Here is a 24,821-nt window from a genome sequence, read left to right on the forward strand (position 1 = left end):
ATATTTCGTACATTTCACTGTCATCAAACTGTCCTATTTTCCCTCCTGCAGCAATCACTGACTCTTACTAAAACGGCCCCGAGCCTGAATTTTCTCCCCTGGAGGGAACATGACACTGATGCGTAGCACCGTAGCCCGAATCCTCGCCGCCACCTTTGCAGTCAGCGCGGTATCTGCTTTTGCGGCCACCGATCTGACGGGCGCAGGCGGGACGTTCCCGGCGCCGGTTTATGCCAAGTGGGCAGCAGAGTATCAGCAAGCCACCGGTAGCAAAGTTAACTACCAGGGCATCGGTTCATCTGGCGGCGTGAAACAAATCATCGCCAAAACCGTCGATTTCGGTGCGTCCGATGCGCCAATGAAAGATGAAGATTTGCAGAAAAATGGCCTGTTCCAGTTCCCGACGGTGATCGGCGGCGTGGTGCTGGCGGTTAACCTGCCGGGCATCAAATCAGGTGAACTGACGCTGGACGGTAAAACCGTCGGCGACATCTACCTCGGCACCATCAAAAAGTGGAACGATCCGGCGATCGCTAAACTCAATCCAGGCGTAAAACTGCCAGAGACGAATATCAACGTGGTGCGCCGCGCTGATGGTTCAGGTACCTCATTCGTTTTCACCAGCTACCTGGCGAAAGTGAATGAGGCGTGGAACAGCAAAATTGGTAAAGGCAACACCGTAAACTGGCCGGTCGGTCTGGGTGGCAAAGGCAACGACGGCGTGGCCGCGTTTGTCCAGCGTCTGCCGGGTTCAATCGGCTATGTGGAATATGCCTACGCCAAACAGAACAACCTGACCTACACCAAACTGATGGACGCTGATGGCAAGCCGGTCGCACCGAGCGAAACCAGCTTCAGCAACGCGGCGAAAGGCGCAGACTGGAGCAAATCTTTCGCTCAGGACCTGACCTTCCAGAAAGGTGCGGATGCCTGGCCTATCTCTTCCACCACCTTTATCCTGGTTTACAAAGATCAGGCTAATGCGGCCAAAGGCAGCGAAGTGCTGAAGTTCTTTGACTGGGCGTACAAAAACGGCAGCAAAACCGCCACCGCGCTGGATTATGCCGCCCTGCCTGAAAGCGTGACCGAGCAGATTCGCGCTGCCTGGAAAGCCAATATCAAAGACAGTTCTGGTAAGGCGCTTTATCAGTAATTGACCGACCCTGGCCGGACTCCGGTTCGGTCAGACCCAACGGGCGGCGTACTGCCGCCCTGTTAACTCCTGAAGACTGAGACTTCTATGGCTGCAACCAAGCCGGCATTCAAAGCCCCAGGCAAGCAAGGTGACAGAATATTTGGTGCGCTGGTCAAGCTTGCCGCACTGATCGTCCTGTTGCTGATGGGCGGCATTATCGTCTCCCTGATCATCTCCTCGTGGCCAAGCATTCAGAAGTTTGGTTTCTCCTTTTTGTGGACCAAAACCTGGGATGCCCCCAACGAACAATTTGGTGCGCTGGTACCGATTTACGGCACCCTCGTCACCTCTATCATCGCGCTGATTATTGCCGTGCCAGTCAGTTTTGGTATCGCGCTGTTCCTGACCGAACTCGCGCCAGGCTGGCTGCGTCGCCCGCTGGGTACCGCCATTGAGCTGCTGGCCGCTATCCCCAGCATTGTCTACGGCATGTGGGGCCTGTTCGTGTTTGCGCCGCTGTTTGCTGAATATTTCCAGACGCCGGTCAACGACGTGATGTCAGGCATTCCGATTGTCGGTGAGCTGTTCTCCGGCCCGGCATTCGGTATCGGTATTCTGGCCGCTGGCGTGATTCTGGCGATCATGATCATCCCCTACATCGCCTCCGTGATGCGCGATGTGTTTGAGCAGACGCCGGTGATGATGAAAGAGTCGGCCTACGGCATCGGCTGCACCACCTGGGAAGTGATCTGGCGCATCGTGCTGCCGTTCACTAAAAACGGCGTGATTGGTGGCGTGATGCTGGGGCTGGGCCGCGCACTGGGTGAAACCATGGCGGTGACCTTTATCATCGGTAACACCTACCAGCTCGACAGCCCGTCGCTGTTTATGCCGGGCAACAGCATCACCTCCGCCCTCGCCAATGAGTTCGCTGAAGCGGAGTCCGGCGTGCATGTGGCGGCGTTAATGGAGCTGGGCCTGATCCTGTTTGTGATTACCTTTATCGTGCTGGCGATTTCAAAACTGATGATTATGCGGCTGGCGAAAAGTGAAGGAGCGCGATCATGACCACCATTGAAGTTCAGGCGCGCGCCGAACTGGACGCGTCCCGTCGTAAGATGCAGTCCTGGCGCAGCACCAAAAACAAGATAGCGCTGACGCTGTCGCTGCTGACCATGGCATTTGGTCTGTTCTGGCTGGTGTGGATCCTGTTCACCACCGTATCACGCGGCCTTGATGGCCTGTCGTGGTCGCTGTTCACCGAATCAACGCCGCCACCGAATACTGCCGGCGGCGGCCTGGCGAACGCCTTAGCGGGCAGCGGATTACTGATTTTCTGGTCGACCTTCTTCGGCACGCCGCTGGGCATCATGGCCGGCATCTACCTGGCGGAATATGGCCGCAAGTCGTTTCTGTCGGAAGTGATCCGCTTTATTAACGACATTCTGCTGTCAGCGCCGTCGATTGTGGTCGGGCTGTTTGTCTACACCATTGTGGTGTCGCAGATGCAGCACTTCTCCGGCTGGGCCGGGGTGATTGCGCTGGCGCTGCTGCAGGTGCCGATCGTAATTCGTACCACCGAGAACATGCTGCGGCTGGTGCCGGACAGCATGCGTGAAGCGGCTTATGCGCTGGGCACGCCGAAGTGGAAGATGATCTCCGCCATCACCCTGAAGGCGTCGGTCTCCGGCATTATCACCGGGGTACTGCTGGCGATTGCCCGCATCGCTGGTGAGACCGCGCCGCTGCTGTTTACCGCGCTGTCGAACCAGTTCTGGAGCACCGACATGATGCAGCCGCTGGCGAATCTGCCGGTCACCATCTTTAAGTTCGCCATGAGCCCGTTCGCCGAATGGCAGAGCCTGGCCTGGGCTGGCGTACTGATTATTACCTTGTGCGTGCTGCTGCTGAATATCGTAGCGCGGGTGATTTTTGCCAAAGGTAAACACGGTTAACTTCCGGCGCTGCCCTGCGCGGCGCCGTATAAGAGAGACGAGCAATGAGTATCGCGACTGCATCAGCCGATAAAATTCAGGTCCGTAATCTGAACTTCTATTACGGTAAGTTTCACGCGTTAAAGAATATCAATCTGGATATCGCCAAAAATCAGGTCACCGCATTTATCGGGCCATCCGGCTGTGGTAAATCGACCCTGCTGCGGACCTTCAATAAAATGTACTCGCTCTACCCGGATCAGCGGGCTGAAGGCGATATCCTGCTGGACGGCGACAACATTCTGGCGGCGCAACAGGATATCGCGCTGCTGCGCGCCCGGGTCGGCATGGTGTTTCAGAAGCCGACGCCGTTTCCGATGTCGATTTATGACAATATCGCCTTCGGTGTTCGCCTGTTTGAGAAGCTGTCACGTGCCGATATGGACGAACGGGTCCAGTGGGCGCTGACTAAAGCCGCGCTGTGGAACGAAACCAAAGACAAGCTGCATCAGAGCGGTTACAGTCTCTCCGGTGGTCAGCAGCAGCGTCTGTGCATCGCCCGCGGTATCGCGATTCGCCCGGAAGTGCTGTTGCTGGATGAACCCTGTTCGGCGCTCGACCCGATTTCAACCGGGCGTATTGAAGAGCTGATTACCGAGCTGAAGCAGGACTACACCGTGGTGATCGTGACGCACAACATGCAGCAGGCCGCACGCTGCTCCGACCACACCGCATTTATGTATCTGGGCGAACTGATTGAATTCAGCGATACCGACACGCTGTTCACCAAGCCGGCACAGAAGCAAACTGAAGACTACATTACCGGCCGCTACGGCTGATTTGACAGGAGATCGCCATGGATAATCTGAATCTGAACAAACATATCTCCGGTCAGTTCAATGCCGAGCTGGAGCACATTCGCACCCAGGTGATGATCATGGGTGGCATGGTCGAGCAGCAGCTGACCGACGCCATCACCGCGATGCATAACCTCGATGGTGAACTGGCGCAGCGGGTGATCGACGGCGACCAGAAGGTCAACATGATGGAAGTGGAGATTGATGAGGCCTGCGTGCGCATCATCGCCAAACGTCAGCCAACCGCTATCGATTTGCGGCTGGTGATGGCGATCATCAAAACCATTTCTGAGCTGGAACGGATTGGTGACGTAGCGGAGAAGATCAGCCGCACCGCGCTGGAGAAGTTCGGCCAGCAACATCTGCCGCTGCTGGTGAGTCTCGAGTCGCTGGGTCGTCATACCGTACAGATGCTGCATGATGTGCTGGACGCCTTTGCGCGCATGGACCTCAACGAAGCGATCGCTATCTACCGTGAAGATAAAAAGGTGGATAAAGAGTACGAGGGCATTGTGCGTCAACTGATGACCTACATGATGGAAGATCCGCGTACCATTCCCAGCGTACTGACGGCGTTGTTCTGCGCCCGGGCGATTGAGCGCATCGGCGATCGCTGCCAGAACATCTGTGAAATCATCTTCTATTTCGTCAAAGGTCAGGATTTCCGCCACGTTGGCGGTGACCGGCTCGACGAACTGCTGTCAGGCGATGATGGCAGCAATAAGCCCTCCTGAGTGACCGCAACCGTACGCCGCGCTGGCGTACGGTTCGGCGTTTTCGATTGGTCCCCCCGGCAACACTCTTTATACTTGCGGCACTTTTCCTTCTGAGGTGCTGAATAATGTCTCCTTCTCCCCAGGGTAAACCCGGCGTCACGCCCGGTAAAGCGATGCTGGCCGCCGTCAGCGGTTATGCGATGGATGGATTTGATCTGCTGATCCTTGGCTTTATGCTGCCGGCGATCAGCGTCTCGCTGGCGCTCAATCCATCGCAGGCGGGATCGCTGGTCACCTGGACGCTGATCGGCGCGGTCATCGGCGGTATTGTGTTTGGCCATCTCAGCGATCGCTTTGGTCGTATTCGTATGCTGACCATCACTATCCTGGTGTTCTCGGTGTTTACCGGCCTGTGCGCCGTGGCGCAGGGCTACTGGGATCTGCTGGCCTGGCGTACCCTGGCGGGCGTCGGGCTGGGCGGAGAGTTCGGCATCGGTATGGCGCTGATTGCCGAAGCCTGGCCGGCAGAGAAGCGCAACCGCGCCTCGGCGTGGGTCGGTATCGGCTGGCAGCTCGGTGTGCTGCTGGCGACCTTTATTACGCCGCCGCTGCTGAGCGTGATCGGCTGGCGCGGCATGTTTCTGGTCGGTTTATTACCCGCGCTGGTCTCGTTTGTGATCCGTCGCAGCATGGGCGAACCGGAGGCCTATCGCCGACAGGTCAAAAACGTTCCCTCGCTCTCTTTCCCGGCGCGCCTCAAGCTGCTGGTCCGCGATCGCGCGACTGCAAAAGCCAGCCTCGGCATTTTCATCCTCTGTTCGGTACAGAATTTTGGCTACTACGGCCTGATGATCTGGATGCCGAGCTACCTCTCCTCCAGCTTCGGCTTCAGCCTGACCAAATCGGGTCTGTGGACGGCGGTAACGGTGGTCGGTATGACCTTCGGTATCTGGCTGTTTGGTGTGCTGGCCGATCGCTTTGCGCGCTGGAAGATTTTCCTGCTCTATCAGTTTGGCGCGGTAGTGATGGTGGTGATTTATGCTCAGTTACGCGATCCCGGCATCATGCTGGTTACCGGGGCGATCATGGGGATGTTCGTTAATGGGATGATTGGTGGCTACGGCGCGCTGATCTCCGATACCTTCCCGCCACAGGTGCGGGCCACGGCGCAAAACGTCCTGTTTAACCTCGGGCGGGGCGTCGGCGGCTTCGGCCCGGTGGTGATTGGCCTGCTGGCGAGCCAGTTCTCCTTTGCGGCGGCGATTACGCTGCTGGCGCTGATCTATCTGCTGGATATTGTGGCCACCCTGTTCCTGCTGCCGAAAAAGCACAGTCAGGATGACACGCTGGGCGCGATTGGCTGAAAGCAGGGCGCGGATCTGCCGGGATGTGAACACCCATCCCGGCTGTGATGCTACCGGTCGGTAAAACGGATAAGCGAAACGCACCGACACGGCGGTTACCGGTCAGCGCGTCGGGGTTTGTCGCGGTTTAGTGCATTAACGGCAGCAGTTGCTGATACAGCGCGGCAAACGTCTGCCGCAGCGGCTGGTAATGCGCCCTGCGCGCGCTGTCCGGCTGGTGGCGTTGCACCAGGGTAAGCGTCGGTGCCGCAGCCTGACCATCCAGTGCCAGCTGCGCCAGCCTGGCCGCGCCGAGTGCCGGTCCGACCTCACCACCGTGGCAGTAATCGAGCGTCTGACCGCTGATGTCCGCCAGCATCTGCCGCCACATCGCACTGCGTGCGCCGCCCCCGATCAACATAATACTTTTTGGCTGCACGCCGCATTCATGCAGCACATCCATCCCCTGCGCCAGCGCAAATCCCACGCCTTCCAGCACCGCCCGCGCCAGTTCCGGACGACCATGCTGGTGGGTAAAGCCAAAGAAAGCGCCTCTGGCGTTGGGATTGTTGTGCGGCGTGCGTTCGCCGGAGAGATAGGGTAAAAACCACAGCGGCGGCACGTCATCGCGCGCCCGCGCCGCCTCATCCAGCAGTGCCGGTACATCGTGACAGCCGGTCAGTTCAGCCGCCCAGTCGAGGCAGGAAGCGGCGCTGAGCATCACCGACATCAGATGCCAGCGCTGCGGTAAGGCATGACAGAAACTGTGAACGGCGCGCTGAGGATTACTCAGATAGCCCTCGCTGACCACAAAGTAGACGCCGGAGGTGCCCAGTGAGAGCATGCCCTGACCCGGCTCAGTCATGCCAACGCCGACCGCGCCCGCCGCATTATCGCCACCGCCCGCCGCCAGCGGCACCGGATTCATTTTCCAGCGCGCCGCCAGGGCAGCATCCAGCGTGCCGGTTATGGCATTGCCCTCATACAGTTGTGGCATCTGCTCACGACTGAGATCGCAGGCGCGCAGCATCTCATCGCTCCAGTCTCGCCGCGCCACATCCAGCCACAGCGTGCCTGCCGCATCTGACAGGTCGGTGGCGAAGTCACCGCTCATCCGCCAGCGCAGGTAATCTTTTGGCAACAGCACCTTCGCGATCTGACTGAAAATGACCGGTTGGTGTTGCTGCACCCACAGCAGCTTGGGCGCCGTGAAACCGGGCATCATCAGGTTGCCGGTGATTGCCCGGGCGTCCGGCACCTTCTGTTCCAGTTCACGGCACTGCGCCTCACTACGCCCATCATTCCACAGTATCGCCGGACGCAGAACGCGGCCGGCGCTGTCCAGCAGGGTCGCGCCATGCATCTGGCCGCTCAGCCCGATCGCCTCAACGGCGCGCAGATCGTGCTGCCCGCTCAGCGCCTGCATAGCGTGGTCCAGCGCCTGCCACCAGCTTTCGGGATCCTGTTCGCTCCACAGCGGCTGTGGACGTGAAACCTGCAGTGGCGCTGTTTCTGTCGCCTGCACCTGGCCGGCGGCATCCACCAGCACCACTTTGACGCCAGAGGTGCCTAAATCGATCCCGATAAACATGTTCTGCTCCTGAGCCTTTAGAAATCAAACAGATAGTGATTCACCAGGTTTTCCAGCTGCTCCTGGCGTCCGCTCTGATGTTGCGGATTCAACTGCTGTTGCTGAGCATGCGCCGCCAGCGTGGCCAGTGAAAACTCGCCTTTCAAAATTTGCTGGCCGAACTCACCATTCCAGCCGCTGTAACGCTGTGCCACGCGCTTATCCAGCTCGCCGTCGTCGATCATCCGGGCCGCGACTTTCAGCGCCAGCGCCATGGTATCCATCGCGCCGATATGGCCGTAGAACAGATCGTATTTGTCGGTGCTCTGGCGACGCACTTTGGCATCAAAGTTTAAGCCGCCGGTGGTAAAGCCGCCCGCCTTGAGGATCTCATACATCACCAGCGCATTCTCCTCCACGCTGACCGGGAACTGATCGGTGTCCCAGCCACACTGCGCGTCGCCGCGGTTGGCATCGACCGAGCCGAAAATGCCCAGCGCAATGGCGGTAGCTATTTCGTGGTGGAAAGAGTGACCGGCCAGCGTGGCGTGATTGGCCTCGACGTTCACTTTGATCTCTTTCTCCAGACCGAACTGTTTGAGGAAGCCATACACCGTGGCGACGTCGTAGTCGTACTGATGCTTGGTCGGTTCCTGCGGCTTCGGCTCAATCAGCAGTGTGCCCTGGAAACCGATTTTGTGTTTGTGCTCAACCACCATCTGCATAAAGCGGCCAATCTGCTCGCGCTCCTGGCGCAGATCGGTATTCAGCAGAGTTTCATACCCTTCGCGGCCGCCCCACAGCACATAGTTTTCACCGCCAAGGGTTTTGGTGGCCTGCATGGCGCTGCACACCTGAGTCGCGGCCCAGGCGAAGACCGCCGGATCGGGATTGGTCGCCGCGCCCGCGCCGTAGCGTGGATGGGTAAAGCAGTTCGCCGTGCCCCACAGCAGCTTCACCCCGGTCTCCTGCTGCTTCTCCAGCAGCTTATCGGTCATGATGGCAAAATTGTCCTGATAGCTGCGCAGCGAATCGCCTTCCGGCGAAACATCCACATCATGAAAGCAGTAATAAGGCACGTTCAGCTTGTGAAAGAACTCAAAGGCGACGTCCGCTTTTTGCTTCGCCAGCTGCAGCGCATCACCATTTTTTTGCCATGGGCGATCAAACGCGCCGACGCCAAACATATCCGCTCCGTTCCAGCAGAAGGTATGCCAGTAGCAGGCCGCAAAGCGCAGATGTTCCGCCATGGTCTTGCCGAGGATCACTTCGTCAGGATTGTAATGACGAAACGCGAGAGGCTGAGTCGATTTGGTTCCTTCGTAACGGACGCGATCGATCTGATCGAAATAAGCGTGCATGGTTTGCTCCTTAGCATCGGGACCCGAATGGTCTGCATTGAAGCGATATTTGATATTGGCTGTCGGCGCGGCTCAATTACGATATTTCACACTGCGTATCAGATAATTATTATTTGTGCGCTGGCTCGCAAAATAAAGCTGATCTCAGCGCGGTTATTGCCGGATCTCTTGCTCAGTCCGAAAAAGATGAAATATCGATCGCGCTCATAAAAAAAGAAATAAACCAAAAAACGTAATGGCCGGATAAAAATCAGTAATTGATGTAACGGGAAAATCAGGGCAACAATTCATCCGCCTGGTTCATGGGCCTGCAACGACAATAGCCTCAACCTACAGGATAAACGCAATGAAGATGAAACATGCGCTGTTAGCCGTCTGCGCTGCGCTGGCTCTGTTCAGCCAGACCAGCGTGGCCAAAGAAGTGAAGATCGGCATGGCAATTGATGATTTACGTCTGGAACGCTGGCAAAAAGACCGCGATATTTTCGTGAAGCAGGCGGAATCGCTGGGTGCGCAGGTGTTTGTCCAGTCGGCAAACGGCAATGAAGAGACCCAGATGTCGCAGATTGAAAATATGATCAACCGCGGCGTCGATGTGCTGGTGATTATTCCCTATAACGGCCAGGTGCTGAGTAACGTGGTCGCCGAAGCGAAACGTGAAGGGATTAAAGTACTGGCCTACGACCGGATGATAAATAACGCTGACATCGATTTTTATATCTCGTTTGATAATGAAAAAGTGGGTGAGTTGCAGGCCGAAAGCATTGTGAAACAGGTGCCTAAGGGCAACTACTTTTTAATGGGCGGTTCCCCGGTAGATAATAATGCCCGCCTGTTCCGCGCCGGCCAGATGAAAGTATTAAAACCCTTTATCGATAATGGCAGCATTAAAATTGTCGGCGATCAGTGGGTCGATGCCTGGCTGCCGGAAAACGCTCTGAAAATTATGGAAAACGCGCTGACCGCCAACGGTAACCATATCGATGCGGTTGTGGCGTCTAATGATGCTACCGCCGGCGGGGCGATTCAGGCGCTGAGCGCCCAGGGACTGGCCGGCAAAGTGGCGATCTCCGGCCAGGATGCTGACCTGGCGGCCATCAAACGGATTAAAGCCGGCACCCAGACCATGACGGTATACAAGCCGATCACCGAACTCGCCACCGAAGCAGCAAAAATCGCAGTCGAACTGGGCGATGGCAAAAAGCCGGCCAGCAACAGCACGCTGAACAACGGACTTAAAGAGGTTCCATCGCGGCTGCTGACCCCGATTCAGGTCAACAAAGACAATATCGAAAGCACCGTGGTGAAAGACGGTTTCCACAAACAGAGCGAACTCTGACCGCGCCTGGCGTGAGGGAGAACAGTCGATGCTGCTGGAAATGAACAATATCACCAAGCGTTTCGGCGCGGTGAAAGCGCTGAATGATGTCAGCCTGCAGCTGGATGCGGGCGAAGTGATGTCGCTGTGTGGCGAAAATGGCTCAGGTAAATCGACCCTGATGAAAATCCTCTGCGGGCTCTATCCGCACGGTGATTTTGACGGCCAGATTTACTTTGCCGGCGACAAAATAGAGGCGCAGACCATTCGTGATACCGAGCGCAAAGGGATTGTGATCATCCATCAGGAGCTGGCACTGGTGCGGCAACTGACGGTGATGGAGAACATTTTCCTCGGTGCCGAGCTGGGGCGTTTCGGCATGGTTGATGATGAAACCATGACGCTGCGCTGCCAGCAACTGCTGGCCCGGGTCGGGCTGAACGTCTCTCCCGCCGCGCGGGTCGGCGATTTGGGCCTCGGTCAGCAGCAGCTGGTGGAGATCGCGCGCGCGCTTAACAAGCAGGTCCGGTTACTGATCCTGGATGAGCCGACCTCCTCACTCACCGAACAGGAGACGGAGGTGCTGCTCGGCATTATCCGTAACCTGCGTGAACACGGCATCGCCTGCATCTACATCTCCCACAAGCTGAACGAGGTCAAAGCGATCTCCGATACCATCTGCGTCATTCGCGACGGTCAGCATATCGCCACCCGCACGGCAACCGGCCTGAGTGAAGATGACATCATCACCATGATGGTCGGACGCGAGCTGACCGCGCTCTATCCCCATGCGCCGCATCAGATTGGCGATACGGTGCTGAAAGTAGAGAACCTCACGGCCTGGCATCCGGTTAACCGGCATATTCGCCGCGTCAACAACGTCTCCTTCAGCCTGAAGCGCGGGGAAATTCTCGGCATCGCCGGGCTGGTCGGGGCGGGCAGAACCGAAACCGTGCAGTGCCTGTTCGGGGTCTGGCCGGGACGCTGGCAGGGCGATATCTGGATCAACGGCAAGCCGGTCAGGATCACCGATTGCCGCGCCGCCATTGCACACGGCATCGCCATGGTGCCGGAAGACCGTAAAAAAGATGGCATCGTGCCGCTGATGGCGGTGGGAAAAAATATCACCCTCGCGGCGCTGGATCAGTTCAGCCACCGGCTTTCCACCCTCGATGAAGCGCAGGAACAGCAGGCGATCAACGCGGCGATTACCCGTCTGCGGGTGAAGACTTCCTCCTCTGAATTACCGATTGGCCGGCTGAGCGGCGGCAATCAGCAGAAAGCGATTCTGGCGAAGTGCCTGCTGCTTAACCCGCAAATTCTGATTCTGGATGAGCCGACGCGCGGCATTGATGTTGGTGCACGTCAGGAGATCTACCTGCTGATCAATGCGCTGGTGCAGCAGGGGATCGCAGTGATTGTGATTTCGTCCGAGCTGCCGGAAGTACTGGGCCTGAGCGATCGGATACTGGTGATGCATGAAGGGCAAATTAAAGCTGATTTGATCAACGATAACCTGACTCAGGAGCAGGTGATGGAAGCCGCCCTGCGGAGTGAACATTATGCTTAAGAGTGAAAGTACCCAAAGTGGCCTGTCAGGAACCCCGGGCAAGCCGTCGCCCGGCAAATTCCCGCTGCCCAATCTCCAGGTGCTGGTGATGCTGGGAGCGATTGTGCTGATTGCCCTGTTCTTTACCTGGACCACCGATGGCGCGTGGCTCAGCCCGCGTAACGTTTCCAACCTGCTGCGACAGACCGCGATTACCGGCATTCTGGCGGTGGGGATGGTCTTTGTGATTATCTCGGCGGAGATCGATCTGTCGGTCGGCTCAATGATGGGATTACTGGGCGGCGCCGCAGCGATTTTTGACGTCTGGCTGGGCTGGCCGCTGCCGCTGACCATTGTGGTTACCCTGGTGATGGGACTGCTGCTGGGGACCTGGAACGGCTGGTGGGTCGCCTATCGCAAAGTGCCGTCATTCATCGTCACGCTGGCGGGGATGCTGGCCTTTCGTGGCATCCTGGTGGGGATCACCGACGGCACCACGGTTGCGCCAATCACGCCGGGCATGTCGCAGATCGGCCAGAGCTACCTGCCGGGCGGCGTCGGTTTCGGCTTTGGTTTCACCGGTCTGGCGCTGTTTATGCTGTGGCAATGGCGTTTACGCCTGCGCCGTCAGCAGATTGGACTGGCCCAAAGCCCGGCCAGCGGCACCGTGGCACGTCAGGCGATTACTGCGATACTGGTGCTGGGCGCGATCTGGTTGCTGAACGATTACCGCGGTGTACCGACCCCGGTATTACTGCTCGCCCTGCTGTTGCTGGCCGGGATGTTTATGGCGACCCGGACCGCTTTTGGCCGACGCATTTACGCAATCGGCGGCAATATCGATGCGGCGCGACTGTCAGGGATTAACGTGGCGCGTACCAAACTGGCGGTGTTTGCGATTAACGGCGTGATGGTGGCCATTGCGGGTCTGATCCTCAGTTCGCGGCTGGGTGCCGGTTCGCCTTCGGCTGGCAACATTGCGGAACTCGACGCCATCGCCGCCTGTGTGATTGGCGGGACCAGCCTGGCCGGTGGGGTCGGCTCGGTAGCCGGTGCGGTGATGGGGGCATTTATCATGGCTTCGCTGGATAACGGCATGAGCATGATGGACGTGCCAACCTTTTGGCAGTACATCGTTAAGGGCGCCATTCTGCTGCTGGCGGTGTGGATGGATACCGCCACGCGGCGTCGGGTGTAATCGCGTGGAGGATCACATTGTGGCGCAAACCATTTTTATGCCCCTGTCAGCCGTGCTATGCAATGCGCTGAGCTTTTAAGGGAATCGCCACCATGCATGATAAACGTTATCGCATTACCTTGTTGTTTAACGCGAACAAGGTGTATGACCGTCAGGTTGTCGAGGGCGTCGGGGAATATCTTCAGGCGTCGCAAACCGACTGGGACATTTTCATTGAGGAGGACTTCCGCTGCCGCATCGACAACATTCGGGAGTGGCTGGGCGACGGCGTAATCGCCGATTACGACGATCGTTCAATCGAAACCCTGCTGTCGAATGTGCCGGTGCCGATCGTCGGTGTTGGCGGCTCTTATCATCGGCAGGAGGATTATCCGCCGGTGCATTACATCGCCACCGATAATGCCGCGCTGGTGGAGCGGGCGTTTATGCATCTCAAAGAGAAAGGCATCAATCGCTTTGCCTTCTACGGTTTGCCAGCTTCAGGTGGCAAGCGCTGGGCGCAGGAGCGGGAACAGGCGTTTCGTCAGTTGGTGATGCGGGAGCGCTATCAGGGGGTGGTCTATCAGGGCATGGAAACCGCGCCGGAAAACTGGCAACACGCTCAGAACCGGCTCGCCGACTGGTTGCAGACGCTGCCACCGCAAACCGGCATTATCGCCGTCACCGACTCGCGGGCGCGCCATCTGCTGCAGGCTTGTGAACACCTGAAAATTCCGGTGCCGGAAAAGCTGGCGGTGATCGGCATTGATAACGAAGAGCTGACGCGCTATCTGTCGCGCGTCGCGCTCTCGTCAGTGGCGCAGGGCTCGCGGCAAATGGGTTATCAGGCGGCCAAACTGCTGCACCGCCTGCTGGATGAGCAGCCGCTACCGCTTCAGCGCATCCTGGTGCCGCCGGTCAAAGTGATCGCCCGTCGCTCTACCGACTTCCGTTCGCTGCGCGATCCGGCTGTAATCCAGGCGATGCATTACATCCGCTTTAACGCCTGTAAGGGCATTAAAGTGGAGCAGGTGCTGGATGCCATCGGCCTGTCGCGATCGAATCTGGAAAAACGGTTTCGTGATGAAACCGGCGACACCATTCATGCGATGATCCACCGCGAAAAGCTGGAGAAAGCCCGCGAACTGCTGGCATCGTCGTCACTCAATATCAATGAAATCTCGCAGATGTGCGGTTATCCGTCCCTGCAGTATTTCTATTCGGTTTTCCGGAAAGGGTACGACACCACGCCGAAAGAGTATCGCCAGCTGTATGGTGAAAACGTGTTGTAGGAGTGTGGCCAGGCCGGTCCCGGTGGTACTGGCCGACCGCTCGCCACTCAATTTCTTCGTTCAAAAAAATATCATGCTGGAAATTATATTTCATTATCCGGACAGGGCCGAGCCATCGGACCGGATTCAGGCCCGGCCGCCGACCGGGCGTATATCACGAGCTACCTCTGATGACCTTATAAATCATCGGATTACCAAGCAGCTTCTTCCCTCTCATCCCGCGGTCTTAGTTACGCCTTCGCCGGGCTTTCATGCTGCTGTCAGCGTCAAAATTTTCAGTTGGCCAGTTCGCTGCCGTTGAGCCAAAACAGACTCAGGCAGCGTATTTCTGTTTATTTTACTGATTAATAACCCTTTTAATGATGGTTTTACCTCAGCGTCACCACAAAATTTTCGAACCCCGCTCACATTTCCGAAAGAATTAATCCAAATTATCCGATTTAGAAAATATATTTCACTGGTGCTTGATCGCTGAAGCTCGTAAACCTCTGACAACTATGCCCCCCTCTTTCTGAACCGTTTCGGTTCAGGCTGTAGAGAACAGGAGCCTGAAAAATGGAAACCCGGCAAAAACGCTACAACATGAAATATGTCATGCTCTGTTGCACCGTCGCCGCCTTTGGCGGTCTGCTGATGGGCTATGACTCGTCGATTATCTCCGGCGCAATCGAACCGCTCAGTGACTATTTTCAGCTCACCCCGGCAGAAACCGGCTGGGCGGTATCAAACATTCTGCTGGGCAGCCTGGTCGGCTGTTTTATTGCGCCAAAGCTCAGCGATAAATTCGGCCGCAAAAAATCGCTCGCGATTACTGCGCTGCTGTTTACTGCCTCGGTGGTTGGCACCGCAATCGCCCATAACTTTTTCACCTTTGTCGCGTTCCGTATCCTGGGTGGTCTGGCGATTGGCCTGGCGTCGGTGATCTCGCCGATTTATCTGGCGGAGCTGTCGCCGTCGAAGTTTCGCGGCCGCACCAGCGCCCTCTACGCTGTCTGCTGCGTCGGCGGTCAATCGGTGGTACTGCTGACTAACTACTTCATTAACAAATCGATGTTGCCCGAAGCGATGGTGGATATCGGCTGGCGTTACATTCTGGCTACCGCGCTGGTGCCCTGTGCGCTGTTCATCTTTTTTATTGCCTTTATTCCGGAATCTCCCCGCTGGAACGTGCTGAAAGGCAAAGACAAAGAGGCGCTGGATACCCTGAGCAAAATCTCTGATCCGGCGCACGCTGAGAGCGTATTCAACGAAATTAAGCACTCGTTTTCTGATGAAGCCGCCAGCCGCCATAAGGCCCGTTTCCGCCTGAATAAAACCACGCTGCCGCTGTTAATCATCGGTGTTGGTCTGGCGGTGGGTAATCAGATCAGCGGCATCAACGTGATTCAGTATTTCGGCCCGACGCTGCTGAAAAATGTCTCCGGCAGCACCGATTCGGCGCTACTGCAGACATTCTGGCTGTCAGTCTGCCAGTTTGTCGGCGTGCTGCTGGGGATGGCGCTGATCGATAAGGTCGGACGGCGTAAGCTATTGCTGCTGGGAGCGATCACCTCGGCCATTTTCCTCGCCTACACCTTTATCGCGTTCTATTACCGCCTGCCGGGTCTGCTGGCGGTGGTGGGATTATTTGCCTATATGGTGTTCTTTGGTATGACCTGGGGACAGATTGTCTGGACCGTGCTGGGGGAGCTGTTCCCTACCGAAATCCGATCCATCTGCGTCGGCATCTCAATCTGCGCCATGTCGGTGGCGAACTTTATTATCAGCACCACTTTCCCGATCCTCAACAGCAACACCGTGCTGCTGGAAATGTTCCACGGCGGCTTCCCGCTGCTGCTGTTCGCGCTGTTTTCGCTCGGCATGTACTTTTTCACCTTCCGTTACCTGCCGGAAACGGCCGGGATGCCGCTGGAGAAAATCCACGCGCGCGTACTGGAGCAGTTTAATATCGACCCACGCGAAGCGAACGAGGCGGTTAGCGCGCCGGTCAGTGACGTCCGATCATAAAAAAGGCAGCGCAGGCTGCCTTGTCTGGGAGGTTAACCGACCCGCTGCTCGGTCTGCTCAATCACCGCCAGCGCCAGCCCGTTGGCCGGATCGATGCGGTTTTCAAGGAAAAGCAGCTGGGTATGAGCGGCGGTAAAGGCGAGGGTGCAGGCCTGGGCGGTATCGCGCACCGCCTTACAGAAGGCCGGGCTGACGCTCCACGGACAATCGATCATGATGGTCGCCGGATTGAGCAGCAGCATGATCTGACTCAGGGCCGCGCCCAGATAGCTGCCGGCCTGCGCCATCACCTCATCCACTACCCGTGGCGCGCTGTCGCGGTTCTGCCAGCTCAGCCCGGGCTGGCGCTGCGCCAGCTGCTGTTTTACTGCCGGCTGGCTAATCAACGCCTCAAGACAACCCCGTCTGCCGCAGCTGCAGCGCGGGCCGTCAGGCTGAACGGTCAGGTGGCCCGCTTCACCCGCGGTCCAGCTGTGACCGGTAAAAACTTCGCCGTGCTGCACCAGCGCCCCACCAATCCCTTCTGAGATACGCAGATAAAAGTGGCCGCTGTCGACGGAGAGCCCACGCTGCTGTACTGCCAGCAGCGCTGCGGCCTTCACGTTATTCATGATGCGGATCGGCAGCCGTACATGCTTACGCAGCACGGTCAGCAGATCGACATCCTGCCAGTCGAGGTGCGATGAGAGATGCATCCAGCCGCGCCGGGGATCAACGATGCCGGGAAAGCCGAGGCCGATCCCCAGCAAATCGGGGTAGCGTTCGGCCAGCTCACGACACAGCATCGCCAGTTCGGCCAGCAGGCGGGTCGGGTTTTCAGTGTCGGTACGCAGCGTCTGTTCGGCCAGTACCTGAGAAAAGTAGTCGCAGACCCGCCAGTGAATCACATTGCGTTCCACCATCACGCCTGCGCTCTTTAGCTTCTCCGGCCGCAGGGTAATCTCGATTTTCGGGCGTCCAGCCGCTGCCACGCTGACCGGTCCCAGCTCCTCAATGAGTTCCTGCTCCAGCAAATCATCAATGATCAATGAGACGGTATTTTTGCTGAGCGATAAGGTCTGGGCCAGATCCTGGCGCGAGGTGATGCGCAGTTTTCGCAACTGCGTCATGACCCGCTTTTGGTTGTTAAGTCGCAGTAACGCGGGTCCTTTTCCGTTCGCTTTCATGGCGAATCCACCCCACAGAGGAGAAAGAATTCAGTGTATCAGCCTGTACGTATTCGTCATCCCACACTTTTGCGTGCTATTTCACACAACCAGGCGAGATCCGGCTGACCGGCCGCTGTCTGACCGGCTCAACTCAGGGTTTTATGCCGCCAGCCAGCGTCCGGCGGGGTCGCTCGATCCTGATTAAGCGCGCTTAGCAGCACCTCGACCTGCGGGCTGACCGGCGAGCGACGCAGCCAGCCGAGCAGGGTAAACAGCAACAGCGAGGACAATACCGGTGCCGCCACCTGGGTCGCCAGGCTGGCATCGTCAATGACAAGCCGCACGCAAAAGAAGGTCCCGACGCCTGCCGCCCAGCTGACCAGCGCCGCGGTGCTGCCAGAGCGACGGAAAGCGGGCAGCAGACCCAGCAGCATCGGAATCGAAATCGGCCCGACCAGCCCGCCAAACCAGATAACCAGTAGCGACAGTACGCCGCCGAACCGGCTGGCATTCAGGGCGATAACCAGGGTGGTGATAATAAACAGAAAGGTGGTGCACCGCGCCACCCGCAGCGAACTCTGGCCCCGTGGGAAGGCGCGCGGCCAGAGGGCAGGCAGAATATCGCGGGTCACCACCGCCGTAATAGCGTTGGCGTCAGAAGAGGTCATGGAGAGCGTATGGGTGAACATCGCCACCAGCATCAGCCCGATCAGCCCGTTGGGCAGTAGCTGCATCGCCATCAGTGACCAGGCGCGTGATGGGTCGGCCAGATCGGGAAACAGCAGCGGCGCAGCCCACATCGGCCAGAACAGCACCAGCGGCCAGATCAGGTAGAGGGCGGCAGAGAGCAGTGCCGCTTTGCGCGCTTCGCGTCCGTCCGGTGCGGCAATAAACCGCTGTGCCAGATTCCAGGTGCCGCCGTTGTAGCTCAGGGTGTAGATCAGCAGGTAGGCAAAGATAAAGCCGGTGGTGTAAGGGCCCTGCACTATCTGCAGGTGGCTGGCCGGTAGCCGATCCCAGATAGTCAACAGCGCGCCGAAGCCGCCGAGCTGCAGCGCTACCGCCACCAGCATCACAATGGCAGCGACAAACTGCACGATAAACTGGCCAAAATCGTTGCAGGCATCGGCCCACAGGCCGCCGATCACGCTGTAAAACAGACTTAATCCGCCTGCAATACAAATGCCGATCAGCGGATCGAGGCCGGTGAAGACGTTGATAATCACCGCAATGGCGGCCCATTTGGCTCCGACATCCACCGTTTTCAGCAGTACACCGCTGCACGCCAGCACCATCTGGGTCGGCAGGTTATAGCGGGTCAGCAGATACTCGGTGGGGGATTCAATCTGCATATAACGACGCAGCCTGGCCCAGCGCGGGGCAAATAGCGAGGAGCCAATCAACACCGCCAGCGAAATGGGCAGCGCCCACCAGAACCAGATGGTAATGCCCATGTTGTAGGCCACCGCGCCGTAGGCAACAAAAACCGCGGCGCTGTAGCCAGACATATGATGGGAAATGCCGGAGAGCCACCAGGGCATCCGGCCTCCAGCCGTAAAGAAGTCACGGGTATTGCCGACCCTGCGCATCGCCCACAGCGTGATCAGCACAATCATCAGCGCGTAGAGCGCTATTACAGCGTAATCGAGCAGGTTCATGGCGGGCTCCACCGGGTCACGCGCCTGTCCGACAATCCGGCGGCACGGCGCAGCGCGGAAGGCGGACCAACAGCAGAATGACTAAATACGAATCGGTCCGGCGGCGTTACGCAGGCTAAGGGCAGAGGCGGCACTCAGTCGTGTGGGTAGCCCGGCGGGCAAGACAGCAGGCTGCCCGCCGTAGCGGGCAGGGTATTAATATTCGTCGCCGCGCACCCGGCTGCGGTAGCTTTCCCAGTCGAAACGTACCCACAGACTGTTGCCGAGGCGCATCCGGTCCATGACGCGTTCGCCAAGCAGGGTGTTCATTTCATTGGGATTAAGGTTGGTTAACATGCCAGTCGGGCGCTTCGACGAGGAGCGGCGATCGACAATCTGGTTGATGATCACTTTTTCATAGCGGGATTCGCTTTGCATGCCGATCTCATCAATCACCAGCAGGTCAACGCTGCTGAGATCCTGAATCAGCCGCTCTTCGGTAATGCCGCTGCTGCCGCTGAAGGTACCCTTCATGCTCGACATCAGGTCGGCGACCGTCACAATCAGCACGCTTTTACCGCGCAGGATCAGGTCGTTGCCAATCGCCGCCGCCAGATGGTTTTTACCGGTGCCGGGGCGGCCCGAAAAGACAAAGCTGGCGATGCTATCCTCGAATTCGGCCGCATACTGTCGCGCTTGTTCCAGTGCCTTACGCTGACCTTCATTTTCGACACGGTAGTTGTCGAAAGAACAGTTAATATGCAGTTCGCGAATACCGGATCGGCCCATAATGCGCTGCATTTTCATGGCGCGATTTTCACGCACGATGGCTTCAGAGCGTAAACGGCCTTGTTCCTGGTTCCAGGCCAGAAGTTCTTCACCATTAGTGAACTTTGGTCGGGTACCTGCTGGCATCATTCTTTTCAGGCGACTAAAAAGGTCGTTTGGCGTTTTCATTATTCACCTCGGAAACCATCGGGAATATCGTAGTCAGTACTGCTGATTTGAGTGATATCGCGCTTCGGTTGCCCGCCGTTGGCGGCACGGTTCATCTGGATGCTTCGCGCCAGCTTTTGTTGCCACTGAACATGGTGAAACAGCCGGCCTTCTGCCTGCCAGTAGGCGACAAAAGCGGCCAGCTCGGTGGCGGTAACCGGTTCGCTGAGCGCCACGCCCCAGATGGCGGCCTGGCGGGTAAAATCCGCATCTGGCTGCCAGCCCGCGTACATGGCGAACTTGCCGACCGGCGCAGAGATTGCCGCAGGCGCATCGTCATACAGGCTGTCATCGAGCGCCACATCATTCGGCTGGCGGGCAGCGGCTTCCAGCGCCAGTAACTGCGCCAGACGCGCCGGGGTGATGGCGTACATCACCGGCGCGTAATCCTCTAACACCGCCAGCGTACCGTTTTCCGCCTGTTGCAGCGCGGTCAGCGGGTCCTGACGGAAGGCATCCAGGCCAATGAGCGTTGAAGTTAAGATTTTGACTGACATGAAAAGACCTGAGGTTAACGAACACCTTGCGCCGGGGCCGTGCCGCCGACGCAGAAGTGTTTATTGTACCTTTTTTAACGTTGCGGATCGCTCAAAAAGCGCGACCATTATGAGTGAGAGGTCACCGGGGAGGTTGCGTGACGGACGGAAGCGGGCTGGGTCGCACTGACGGCAACGGCAACCGGGCGGGTTTGCCATAAATAGCGCACCGAGGCCAGCCAGCACAGTCCGTAACCCAGCAGTTCGGTTCCCTCTTCCGCCATGTTTTTAACCACACGGTTATAATCGCCCAGCATCAGGTGCTGCCACAGCGCATGGATGCCAAACAGACGGGAAAAGACCAGCACCACCAGAAAGCCGGAGGCCATCACCGGCCAGCTACGGTGCTGCAGCAGCCTGGCCAGCGCGTGCAGAGTCTTTTTCGGCGTCCGCAGCGCAACCGCAAGACATCCGGCAGTCACTGCCAGCGCAAACCAGATCCAGCTGCCGTGCTGGATGGTATCAAACACAAAGTCGAGTTCGCGAATCAGCATGCAGCTATAGAAGCCCGCCACTAAGGTCAGCGCGCCGCGCTGCGCCGGACGGCGCTGGGCGGCAATGAAGAACAGGGCGGCAATCACCGCCAGCATGATTTCCTGGGTGGTTTCAGTAAAGGAAGTCTCGTGCAACGCATCATTCATCCAGGCCACATCAATATAGATGGGCAATATCATCAGAGCGAGAAAGAGTGCTGCCAGTATGAAGACCGTCATTTCACGGCCAATAATTGTCAAATCGTTGCGCATAGTGTTACCAGTATAATGATTAGCAAACTCATTATATTTTAAACGCTCTGCGCCCTTTCTCTTTTTATGCCCCCGCTCAGAAGCTGGCGCTGATGCCGAGGCTATACAGCAACGGCTCATCACCATTCAGCGCACTGTTTTGTGAAAACGCGGCGAAAGCTGCCAGATTACTGTTCAGCGGCAGCTGCGCACCGACGCTGAGGTCGATGCCGCTCTCCTGCTGTGAATTCACCGGGTCACGCCGATCGTTCTGTGGTGATTCCGCCACGGGATGGCTATAGCTGAGCTGGGCCCACGGCATAATCCATCCCTGCTGCATATCGACACGCCAGCCGACGCTGGCAATCTGCTCACGGCTCTGCTGATCGCTGTAATCGCACTGCAGACAGTTTATCTGCGGCGGATCGACCGCATATTGCGCTACGGGACCGGTAGTGAATGACTCGCCGACCGGCAGATCGACCCCGGCGCGATAGCGTTTTCCCAGCGGCGTGCTGCCGACGATGCCGGTTTCACTGTGCAGCTCCACCGGCAGCGCAGCCGGAGAATTAAGCGCGGCCTCGAACAGGGCGCGATTTTCGTCACTGAAGTCGAGCGAGGTGCGGGAAATTTTCTCTGCCAGAATGGTGTTGTAGTCGGGCTGTGGGCTGATTATCGCGGGCGCAGCAAAGTCGCCGCCCCAGGCAAAGGTCGGTTGCGCCAACAGTAACAGTGCTGCACCACACCAGCCGCGGATTCGATAGCGCTGGCCTCTCCACCCACTTTTCTGCAACATACGATCTCCAGTCGGGGCTGAAGTTATTCCCGGGGAAGCTGGATTAACCACCGGTTTGCGATCTTGTTTTACCCGTCGTTATATAACCCATCGTCGTATAGCCGTTAGTTGTTTAACTATTAACCGGTTGTTCCTAAGATCAAGCGGCCCGATAAAATATTTCCGCGAAAAGGAATCAGATAATGCAACGATGTGGCTGGGTGACCCAGGATCCCCTCTATCTGGCATACCACGATACCGAATGGGGCGTGGCGCAAACCGACAAGCGCGCGCTGTTTGAGATGCTCTGCCTGGAAGGGCAGCAGGCGGGATTATCCTGGATCACCGTATTGAAAAAGCGACAGAATTACCGTGCGGCGTTTCACCATTTTGATCCACAGGCGATTGCCTTAATGGATCAGCCGGAGGTTGAGGCGCTGATGCACAACAGCGGCATTATTCGTCATTCAGGCAAAATCGCCGCTATTATCGCTAATGCGCGCGCGCTGCTGGCGATGGAAGCAAAAGGGGAGGATTTTGCGCGCTTCGTCTGGCAATTTGTCGATAATGCGCAAATTGTCCATCATTATCCTGACTACAAGCTGGCACCCACCACCTCAGAGCACGCTATCGCGCTCTCTAAAGCGCTTAAGCAGCGTGGTTTTAAATTCATCGGCCCGACAATCTGTTATTCCTTTATGCAGGCCTGCGGGCTGATAAACGATCATCAGACCAGCTGTTTTTGCCATCCTGACAATCTTTAAGCGCGATTCCTGAAAAATTAAGACTTTCCCCACCCCTTTCCTCACTTTTACGCGGCATAATCGTGCCGCTTATGGGGACAGTTTTCCCCTGTGTGTCGAACGTAAGGGAAGAAAAATGCAGAAGAAATTAGTTGCGATTACCGTGTTATTAAGTGGAAGTCTGGCCCTGTCTGGCTGTACCACCAATCCTTACACCGGCGAATCGCAGGCGGGTAAGTCAGGCGTGGGTGCCGGTCTGGGTGCCTTAGTGGGTGCCGGCGTGGGTGTGCTCTCCTCATCGAAGAAGGATCGCGGTAAAGGGGCGTTGATTGGCGCAGCCGGTGGTGCGGCGCTGGGTGGCGGTGTCGGTTACTACATGGATGTGCAGGAAGCGAAGCTGCGAGACAAGATGCGCGGTACCGGCGTCAGCGTGACCCGTGAAGGCGATAATATCGTCCTCAACATGCCGAACAACGTGACGTTCGACTCCAACAGCAGCAATCTGAAGCCAGCGGGCGCGAATACGCTGACTGGCGTTTCAATGGTGCTAAAAGAGTATCCAAAAACCGCAGTAAACGTGGTCGGTTACACCGACAGCACCGGAACGCGCGCGCTGAATATGCGTCTGTCACAGCAGCGTGCCGACAGTGTCGCCAGCGCGCTGATTGTGCAGGGTGTCGCCAGCAATCGTCTGCGGACGCAGGGCGCAGGGCCGGATAATCCGGTCGCCAGCAACAGTACCGAAGCCGGAAAAGCGCAAAACCGTCGCGTTGAAATTACCCTCAGCCCGCTTGGTTAATCGCTGTCGCCCCCGTCCGGGGGCGCATTCATCTCGCTGTCATTTTCTGTAAATGCTCGTTTTAAAGCTTCCAGTAAGGCATCTGCAGATAGAGCCACTTCAGGCTTTATGTTAGTCTGATCAAAATTTGATCAGTGAGTCATCTCTTATGTCACTTAAAGCGATAGCAGCGGCATTAGGACTTTCTGTCACCACGGTCAGCCGCGCGCTCAATGGTTACGAAGATGTCGCGCAGGAAACCCGTAAACGGATTGAGGAAGAAGCGCAGCGTCGCGGCTACCGGCCCAATGCTGCCGCCCGCCGTCTGAAAACCGGACGTGCCAATGCGGTCGGTCTGGTCTATCCGGTCAGCGCGCCGCCGCTGAGCGACGGTCACCTCAGTGAGATGCTGTTGGCGCTGGATCAACGGCTTGCCCACCACGAAATCGATCTGCTGCTGCTGGCGGATAAGCCGCAGAGCCAGCCACTGCTAACCCGTCTGCTGCGCAGCCGCGCGGTCGATGCCATCATCGTCACCCATATCACCCCGCAGGACCGGCGACTGGCGTATCTGCTGCAAACCGATTTTCGTTTTCTGGCGCTGGGCCGCAGCGATTTGCCACAAGATTATGCCTGGTTTGATGTCGACCACGCGGCCGGTTCGCAGCTGGCGGTTGCCTATTGTCTGTCACAGGGCAGAGAGAAGATTGCCTGGCTCGGCAGCAACGAAAACAGCAGCCGGATTCGCGATCGTCGCCAGGGCTATCTGGATGCGCTGGGCACCCTGGCGCCTTATGCACAGGCCGCAATGCCCGCTTCGCGCCGCGCCGGCTACCAGCAGACCTGTGCCTGGCTGGCAGCGGAAAATCCGCCCGACGCGATTATTACGGACTGCGGCCCGTTAGCAGAAGGGGCGATGGTGGCGCTGCAACAGGCCGGACGGGCAGCAGGCAAGCAGGCTATTACGCTGATCGGCTGGGATGGCCTGCCGCGCGATGCGATTCTCGATCATCCCATTATCACCATACGTCAGGCGGCGCAGCATCAGGTCGGCGAGCAGCTGGCAGAGATGGTATTACAGCTGCTGAAGGGCACGCCGCCGCGGCAATTACAGACGTTGTGGCAGCCATGGCTGCAATTGCCGCCGTCGCTGTAGCGTCGGGGGCTTTTTGCGACTGGACGCGGCTGTGCTAGTCTCTGCCTGGTTTCTACTTTTGCAGGATA

General features: G+C 57.7%; 22 protein-coding genes. 14 read left to right on the forward strand and 8 right to left on the reverse strand.

What is annotated here, in order from left to right:
- The first annotated feature begins 109 nt into the window (after positions 1-109).
- The 6 genes from pstS to AC6I8I_RS00095 all read left to right on the forward strand — a co-directional run bounded on the left by pstS (position 110) and on the right by AC6I8I_RS00095 (position 6,006).
- Positions 110-1,153, forward strand: coding sequence for a phosphate ABC transporter substrate-binding protein PstS (gene pstS / locus AC6I8I_RS00070; RefSeq protein ID WP_312054949.1), 1,044 nt, complete (start codon positions 110-112; stop codon positions 1,151-1,153).
- A gap of 87 nt (positions 1,154-1,240) precedes the next feature.
- Positions 1,241-2,203: a phosphate ABC transporter permease PstC gene (gene pstC / locus AC6I8I_RS00075; RefSeq protein WP_031376162.1), complete on the forward strand. Its 963-nt coding sequence runs from the start codon at positions 1,241-1,243 to the stop codon at positions 2,201-2,203.
- Positions 2,200-3,090 carry a phosphate ABC transporter permease PstA gene (pstA, locus tag AC6I8I_RS00080; RefSeq protein WP_031376161.1) on the forward strand — a complete coding sequence of 297 codons (891 nt, stop codon included), beginning with the start codon at positions 2,200-2,202 and terminating at the stop codon, positions 3,088-3,090. Before pstC ends, pstA begins: the two co-directional genes overlap by 4 nt.
- A gap of 44 nt (positions 3,091-3,134) precedes the next feature.
- Positions 3,135-3,908: a phosphate ABC transporter ATP-binding protein PstB gene (gene pstB, locus AC6I8I_RS00085; RefSeq protein ID WP_031376160.1), complete on the forward strand. Its 774-nt coding sequence runs from the start codon at positions 3,135-3,137 to the stop codon at positions 3,906-3,908.
- A gap of 17 nt (positions 3,909-3,925) precedes the next feature.
- Complete coding sequence (gene phoU / locus AC6I8I_RS00090) at positions 3,926-4,660, forward strand: phosphate signaling complex protein PhoU (RefSeq protein ID WP_031376159.1); 735 nt, start codon at positions 3,926-3,928, stop codon at positions 4,658-4,660.
- A 107-nt stretch (positions 4,661-4,767) separates the two neighbouring features.
- Complete coding sequence (locus tag AC6I8I_RS00095; protein ID WP_497828215.1) at positions 4,768-6,006, forward strand: MFS transporter; 1,239 nt, start codon at positions 4,768-4,770, stop codon at positions 6,004-6,006.
- 127 nt (positions 6,007-6,133) lie between these two features.
- Here AC6I8I_RS00095 and xylB read toward each other — a convergent pair whose 3' ends face one another.
- Both xylB and xylA read right to left on the reverse strand, forming a co-directional pair.
- On the reverse strand, positions 6,134-7,576 hold the full coding sequence (gene xylB, locus AC6I8I_RS00100; RefSeq protein WP_497828216.1) for a xylulokinase: 1,443 nt from the start codon (positions 7,574-7,576) through the stop codon (positions 6,134-6,136).
- A 17-nt stretch (positions 7,577-7,593) separates the two neighbouring features.
- Complete coding sequence (gene xylA, locus AC6I8I_RS00105) at positions 7,594-8,916, reverse strand: xylose isomerase (protein ID WP_031376156.1); 1,323 nt, start codon at positions 8,914-8,916, stop codon at positions 7,594-7,596.
- Positions 8,917-9,262: 346 nt separating this feature from the next.
- On the opposite strand from xylA, the gene xylF reads away from it, so the two are divergent.
- The 5 genes from xylF (at position 9,263) to AC6I8I_RS00130 (ending at position 16,259) form a co-directional block, all read left to right on the forward strand.
- Positions 9,263-10,255, forward strand: coding sequence for a D-xylose ABC transporter substrate-binding protein (gene xylF, locus AC6I8I_RS00110; protein WP_069728653.1), 993 nt, complete (start codon positions 9,263-9,265; stop codon positions 10,253-10,255).
- A 28-nt stretch (positions 10,256-10,283) separates the two neighbouring features.
- A complete protein-coding gene (locus tag AC6I8I_RS00115) occupies positions 10,284-11,804 on the forward strand; it encodes a xylose ABC transporter ATP-binding protein (protein WP_069728652.1) in 1,521 nt (506 codons plus the stop codon).
- Positions 11,797-12,981 (forward strand): xylose ABC transporter permease XylH, encoded by a 1,185-nt coding sequence (xylH, locus tag AC6I8I_RS00120; protein ID WP_497828217.1) that lies wholly within the window; start codon positions 11,797-11,799, stop codon positions 12,979-12,981. Before AC6I8I_RS00115 ends, xylH begins: the two co-directional genes overlap by 8 nt.
- A gap of 92 nt (positions 12,982-13,073) precedes the next feature.
- Positions 13,074-14,252 (forward strand): D-xylose utilization transcriptional activator XylR, encoded by a 1,179-nt coding sequence (xylR, locus tag AC6I8I_RS00125; protein ID WP_312054935.1) that lies wholly within the window; start codon positions 13,074-13,076, stop codon positions 14,250-14,252.
- A 555-nt stretch (positions 14,253-14,807) separates the two neighbouring features.
- The gene (locus tag AC6I8I_RS00130; RefSeq protein WP_312054933.1) at positions 14,808-16,259 is read left to right on the forward strand and encodes a sugar porter family MFS transporter; all 1,452 of its coding nucleotides are present in this window, start codon (positions 14,808-14,810) and stop codon (positions 16,257-16,259) included.
- Between the two features lie 32 nt (positions 16,260-16,291).
- Here the strand turns inward: AC6I8I_RS00130 and AC6I8I_RS00135 are convergent, their stop codons facing one another.
- The 6 genes from AC6I8I_RS00135 to AC6I8I_RS00160 form a co-directional block, all read right to left on the reverse strand.
- A complete protein-coding gene (locus AC6I8I_RS00135; protein ID WP_312054931.1) occupies positions 16,292-17,425 on the reverse strand; it encodes an ROK family protein in 1,134 nt (377 codons plus the stop codon).
- Positions 17,426-17,553: 128 nt separating this feature from the next.
- Positions 17,554-19,065, reverse strand: coding sequence for a sodium:solute symporter family protein (locus AC6I8I_RS00140; RefSeq protein WP_312054929.1), 1,512 nt, complete (start codon positions 19,063-19,065; stop codon positions 17,554-17,556).
- Positions 19,066-19,260: 195 nt separating this feature from the next.
- Entirely contained in the window at positions 19,261-20,001 is a 741-nt protein-coding gene (dnaC, locus tag AC6I8I_RS00145; RefSeq protein WP_312054927.1) for a replicative helicase loader DnaC, read from the reverse strand.
- Positions 20,001-20,537, reverse strand: coding sequence for a primosomal protein DnaT (gene dnaT / locus AC6I8I_RS00150; protein WP_312759160.1), 537 nt, complete (start codon positions 20,535-20,537; stop codon positions 20,001-20,003). The genes dnaC and dnaT overlap by 1 nt, the downstream gene beginning before the upstream one ends.
- A gap of 107 nt (positions 20,538-20,644) precedes the next feature.
- Positions 20,645-21,322, reverse strand: coding sequence for a hypothetical protein (locus AC6I8I_RS00155; protein ID WP_312759164.1), 678 nt, complete (start codon positions 21,320-21,322; stop codon positions 20,645-20,647).
- Positions 21,323-21,398: 76 nt separating this feature from the next.
- Positions 21,399-22,097, reverse strand: coding sequence for an autotransporter (locus AC6I8I_RS00160; protein WP_312054922.1), 699 nt, complete (start codon positions 22,095-22,097; stop codon positions 21,399-21,401).
- Positions 22,098-22,279: 182 nt separating this feature from the next.
- Between AC6I8I_RS00160 and AC6I8I_RS00165 the strand changes: the two genes are divergently transcribed.
- From AC6I8I_RS00165 to AC6I8I_RS00175, 3 genes are all read left to right on the forward strand, one after another.
- Positions 22,280-22,840, forward strand: coding sequence for a DNA-3-methyladenine glycosylase I (locus tag AC6I8I_RS00165; protein WP_312054920.1), 561 nt, complete (start codon positions 22,280-22,282; stop codon positions 22,838-22,840).
- A gap of 115 nt (positions 22,841-22,955) precedes the next feature.
- Complete coding sequence (locus tag AC6I8I_RS00170; RefSeq protein ID WP_312054918.1) at positions 22,956-23,618, forward strand: OmpA family lipoprotein; 663 nt, start codon at positions 22,956-22,958, stop codon at positions 23,616-23,618.
- A gap of 148 nt (positions 23,619-23,766) precedes the next feature.
- Positions 23,767-24,753: a LacI family DNA-binding transcriptional regulator gene (locus AC6I8I_RS00175; RefSeq protein WP_497819492.1), complete on the forward strand. Its 987-nt coding sequence runs from the start codon at positions 23,767-23,769 to the stop codon at positions 24,751-24,753.
- Positions 24,754-24,821 lie beyond the last annotated feature (68 nt).

The sequence above is a fragment of the Pantoea sp. X-Soil-YNGN-775 genome (assembly GCF_059730575.1).

Excerpts from the sequence above, each read along its gene's own strand:
- pstS (WP_312054949.1), top strand. The coding sequence starts at position 110 with ATGACACTGATGCGTAGCACCGTAGCCCGAATCCTCGCCGCCACCTTT.
- pstC (WP_031376162.1), top strand. The coding sequence starts at position 1,241 with ATGGCTGCAACCAAGCCGGCATTCAAAGCCCCAGGCAAGCAAGGTGAC.
- pstA (WP_031376161.1), top strand. The coding sequence starts at position 2,200 with ATGACCACCATTGAAGTTCAGGCGCGCGCCGAACTGGACGCGTCCCGT.
- pstB (WP_031376160.1), top strand. The coding sequence starts at position 3,135 with ATGAGTATCGCGACTGCATCAGCCGATAAAATTCAGGTCCGTAATCTG.
- phoU (WP_031376159.1), top strand. The coding sequence starts at position 3,926 with ATGGATAATCTGAATCTGAACAAACATATCTCCGGTCAGTTCAATGCC.
- AC6I8I_RS00095 (WP_497828215.1), top strand. The coding sequence starts at position 4,768 with ATGTCTCCTTCTCCCCAGGGTAAACCCGGCGTCACGCCCGGTAAAGCG.
- xylB (WP_497828216.1), bottom strand. The coding sequence starts at position 7,576 with ATGTTTATCGGGATCGATTTAGGCACCTCTGGCGTCAAAGTGGTGCTG.
- xylA (WP_031376156.1), bottom strand. The coding sequence starts at position 8,916 with ATGCACGCTTATTTCGATCAGATCGATCGCGTCCGTTACGAAGGAACC.
- xylF (WP_069728653.1), top strand. The coding sequence starts at position 9,263 with ATGAAGATGAAACATGCGCTGTTAGCCGTCTGCGCTGCGCTGGCTCTG.
- AC6I8I_RS00115 (WP_069728652.1), top strand. The coding sequence starts at position 10,284 with ATGCTGCTGGAAATGAACAATATCACCAAGCGTTTCGGCGCGGTGAAA.
- xylH (WP_497828217.1), top strand. The coding sequence starts at position 11,797 with ATGCTTAAGAGTGAAAGTACCCAAAGTGGCCTGTCAGGAACCCCGGGC.
- xylR (WP_312054935.1), top strand. The coding sequence starts at position 13,074 with ATGCATGATAAACGTTATCGCATTACCTTGTTGTTTAACGCGAACAAG.
- AC6I8I_RS00130 (WP_312054933.1), top strand. The coding sequence starts at position 14,808 with ATGGAAACCCGGCAAAAACGCTACAACATGAAATATGTCATGCTCTGT.
- AC6I8I_RS00135 (WP_312054931.1), bottom strand. The coding sequence starts at position 17,425 with ATGAAAGCGAACGGAAAAGGACCCGCGTTACTGCGACTTAACAACCAA.
- AC6I8I_RS00140 (WP_312054929.1), bottom strand. The coding sequence starts at position 19,065 with ATGAACCTGCTCGATTACGCTGTAATAGCGCTCTACGCGCTGATGATT.
- dnaC (WP_312054927.1), bottom strand. The coding sequence starts at position 20,001 with ATGAAAACGCCAAACGACCTTTTTAGTCGCCTGAAAAGAATGATGCCA.
- dnaT (WP_312759160.1), bottom strand. The coding sequence starts at position 20,537 with ATGTCAGTCAAAATCTTAACTTCAACGCTCATTGGCCTGGATGCCTTC.
- AC6I8I_RS00155 (WP_312759164.1), bottom strand. The coding sequence starts at position 21,322 with ATGCGCAACGATTTGACAATTATTGGCCGTGAAATGACGGTCTTCATA.
- AC6I8I_RS00160 (WP_312054922.1), bottom strand. The coding sequence starts at position 22,097 with ATGTTGCAGAAAAGTGGGTGGAGAGGCCAGCGCTATCGAATCCGCGGC.
- AC6I8I_RS00165 (WP_312054920.1), top strand. The coding sequence starts at position 22,280 with ATGCAACGATGTGGCTGGGTGACCCAGGATCCCCTCTATCTGGCATAC.
- AC6I8I_RS00170 (WP_312054918.1), top strand. The coding sequence starts at position 22,956 with ATGCAGAAGAAATTAGTTGCGATTACCGTGTTATTAAGTGGAAGTCTG.
- AC6I8I_RS00175 (WP_497819492.1), top strand. The coding sequence starts at position 23,767 with ATGTCACTTAAAGCGATAGCAGCGGCATTAGGACTTTCTGTCACCACG.